This is a genomic window from Thermoactinomyces intermedius, from assembly GCF_013912365.1.
GTDB lineage: Bacteria > Bacillota > Bacilli > Thermoactinomycetales > Thermoactinomycetaceae > Thermoactinomyces > Thermoactinomyces intermedius.
Genome location: NZ_JACETT010000070.1, coordinates 1 through 3,278, shown reverse-complemented (window position 1 = coordinate 3,278; position 3,278 = coordinate 1). Strand labels below are relative to the sequence as shown.

Genomic DNA, 3,278 nt, shown 5'->3' with positions numbered 1-3,278 from the left:
ATCGGGCCAGTCCCTCCACCACTCTGGATAAGAAGCAGTTTCTTATATAATTTTTCTAATCAATTATAAAGATAATTCTATAAATTGTCAACCGATTTGGAAAAATCTGCCGCCGGAGCCTGGGGGTCTTCCAACCAACAGCGCACTTGGTGCGTATGGGTGACCGGAGTGACATCCGGCATTTCTTCAAAACAGATATTCATCGCATACAAGCAACGATCCGCAAACGGACATCCCCGGGGAGGACGAAATAAATCCGGAGGGGACCCGGGAACCGGCCGGAGTGCTTGTTCTTTGGACCGGTCCAACCGGGGCATGGATTGAATCAGTCCCCAGGTATACGGATGATGCGGTTGATGGAATATTTCCCGCACGGTTCCGGTTTCCACGATCTGTCCCCCGTACATCACCGCAACCCGGTCCGCCGTTTCCGCAACAATTCCCAAATCATGCGTAATCAACAAAATGGAGGTGCCGGTCTGTTGTTGGATGCTTTTCATCAAATCCAATATTTGCGCCTGAATGGTGACATCCAACGCCGTGGTCGGCTCATCGGCAATCAAGATTTCCGGAGAACAGGACAGGGCGATGGCAATCATGACCCGCTGCCGCATCCCGCCGCTGAATTCGTGCGGATATTGTTTCATTCTTCGTTCCGGATGGGAAATCCCCACCCACTCCAAAATTTCCAAGGCTTTCTGACGGGCTTCGTGATATCCGCACTGCTCATGCCAGCGAATGCCTTCCATGATCTGATACCCGATGGTCATGGTCGGATTCAATGAGGTCATCGGATCCTGAAAAATCATCGCTATCCGGGAACCGCGTATCTGATACCATTCTTCCTCCGGCAAATTCGTCAATTCCTTCGGCCCCAAAAAGATTTTGCCCTGCTTGATCCTTCCGGGCGGTGACGGGATCAACCGCATGATGGATAAAGCCGTCACGCTTTTTCCACTTCCGGATTCACCGACGATGGCTAATGTTTCTTTTTGATTTAACGAGAAACTCACTCCCCTGACGGCCTGCACTTCCCCTCCGGGAATCCGGAAAGATACATGGAGATCCTCGACTTTCAAGATGGTTTCCAACACTATCCCTCCTTTGTCCTTTGCTGCTTCCTTACTTCCTCATTTTCGGATCAAGGGCATCACGCAATCCGTCTCCGAAAACATTAAAAGCCAGCATGGTCAAACACAGAAACACCGCCGGGAACAGAAGGCGCCACCATTCTCCGGACAGAATCGTAATGAGCGAGTCATCAATCATCGTCCCCCAGCTGGCAACGGGAGATTGCACCCCCAAACCGAGAAAACTTAAAAAAGCTTCTGAAAAAATGGCAGAAGGAACCGTCAAGGTCAACATGATGATGATGGGGCCGAGCGCATTGGGGATCAGATGCTTAAAAAGCAGTCTCGGCGTATTGGCCCCGAGGGTTTTGGCGGCAAGCACAAATTCCTGCTCCTTTAACTGCAAAATCTGCCCCCGCACCAGACGTGCCATATTGAGCCAGCCGGTCACCGTCAATGCAATAATGATGGTTGTCACGCCCGGCGGCATCACCACCATCAATAAAATCACCGTCAACAAATGAGGCAGTCCCCATAAAACATCCACCACCCGCATCATGATTTCATCCGTGCGTCCCCCGCGATAACCGGCAATTCCTCCGTAAATTACACCGATCACCAAGTCAATGAGCGCCGCAGCCAAGCCGATGGTCAGAGAGATTTTCCCCCCTTCGCACACCCGCACAAACACATCCCGTCCCAGATCATCGGTTCCAAACCAGTGTTCTTTGGAAGGAGGAAGGTTCCGCCCGTGCTCCAAATCCTGTTGGTGAACATCATAAGGGGAAACAACCGGGCCGATGACGGCAATCAGAGCGATCAGCAATATGACGGCCAGTCCGGTGACAGCCAGATAATTTTTACGGAGGCGTCCCCATACATCCTGCCAATACGTTTGGGTGGGACGCTTAATTTTTTCGATGGATGCCGGATGGCGCCTGGCCGGCTGAAACCGGGGATTCACTGATGGTTCCATGTTATTTCCCCTCCTTTTTGCCCAGTTGAATGCGCGGATCAATCAGTCCATAGGCCAAATCCACAAGAAAATTGATTCCCACCAGCAAAACGGAATAAAACAACGTAACCCCCATGATCAACGGATAATCTCGATTATGAATGCTTTCCACAAAATATTTGCCAATCCCCGGAATGGAAAAGATATTTTCAATCACAAAACTTCCCGTCAAAATGCCGACCGCAAGAGGACCGATCACGGTCACCACGGGCAAAATGGCATTTCGGATCGTGTGACGGGAAATCACATAAACAGGCGGCAATCCTTTGGCCCGGGCGGTGCGTATGTAATCTTGTGTCAACACTTCCACCATGCTGGAGCGCATCAGCCTCGTAATGGTGGCAAGCGGCAAAGCCGCCAGCGCCAGTGTCGGCATGATCGTCGAGGCAAACCCTTCCCACGTGGCCACCGGCAACAGTTCCCACTCCACGGCAAGATACTTTTGCAATAAAGGCCCCAACACAAAACTCGGAATGGAAATGCCGAGCACGGCCAGCACCATGGCCAGATAGTCCGCCGTCCGGTTCTGTTTGAGCGCGGCCACAACTCCCAGAAACAAACCGGCAATGATTGCGCAGACCAACGCTTGGCTTCCCAATTGGAAGGATACCGGAAACCCTTCCTGAATCATGTCATTGACCGAACGGGTTTCAAATTTGATGGAAGGACCCAAGTCCAATTGCAACAATCGCTTCATATAGTTCAAATACTGAACCGGTATGGGATCATCCAGCTGGTAATGGGCGCGCAAATTGGCCAATACCTGCTCGGGCAATTTCTTTTCATCCGAAAACGGATCTCCGGGAATTGCTTTCATCATTAAAAAGGTGACCGTTGCAATCACCCAGAGCGTAATGATCATCTGCATGAAGCGCTGAAGGATGTATTTCAGCAATCCTCTCCCCCCAACCCGACTGAAACGTTTTCATCTTTTATCAATTCTCATTTTTCGAAAAACATGGGCAGCTTCCGGTCACAGCGCAAGCCCGTCTCTTCCGCTGTGTTCTTATTTTATGATGAAGAAAAAACTGCATATTAAATATTATTCTATAAAAAACAGAGTAACCCTTTGCGCAGGTCATTCGTTCATGAAAAAAGAGAGCCGATTCAGATCAGCTCTCTTTGGCCACCCCCTGCAGAACGGGTTCTTTCGCTTCGGTTTGATCCAAGCCAAAAGCCGTATGAAGCCGGCG

General features: G+C 50.4%; 4 protein-coding genes. 1 reads left to right on the top strand and 3 read right to left on the bottom strand.

What is annotated here, in order from left to right; genetic code table 11:
• Positions 1-77 precede the first annotated feature (77 nt).
• From H1R82_RS13795 to H1R82_RS13785, 3 genes are read right to left on the bottom strand one after another with little or no spacing between them, the layout of a single operon-like run.
• Positions 78-1,094 (bottom strand): ABC transporter ATP-binding protein, encoded by a 1,017-nt coding sequence (locus H1R82_RS13795; protein ID WP_309544839.1) that lies wholly within the window; start codon positions 1,092-1,094, stop codon positions 78-80.
• A gap of 28 nt (positions 1,095-1,122) precedes the next feature.
• Positions 1,123-2,046, bottom strand: coding sequence for an ABC transporter permease (locus H1R82_RS13790; protein WP_181731942.1), 924 nt, complete (start codon positions 2,044-2,046; stop codon positions 1,123-1,125).
• Position 2,047: 1 nt separating this feature from the next.
• Positions 2,048-2,980 (bottom strand): ABC transporter permease, encoded by a 933-nt coding sequence (locus tag H1R82_RS13785; RefSeq protein WP_181731943.1) that lies wholly within the window; start codon positions 2,978-2,980, stop codon positions 2,048-2,050.
• On the opposite strand from H1R82_RS13785, the gene H1R82_RS14505 reads away from it, so the two are divergent.
• The coding region (locus H1R82_RS14505; RefSeq protein WP_220272548.1) for a hypothetical protein at positions 2,967-3,278 on the top strand (312 nt) is incomplete at its 3' end. The genes H1R82_RS13785 and H1R82_RS14505 overlap by 14 nt on opposite strands.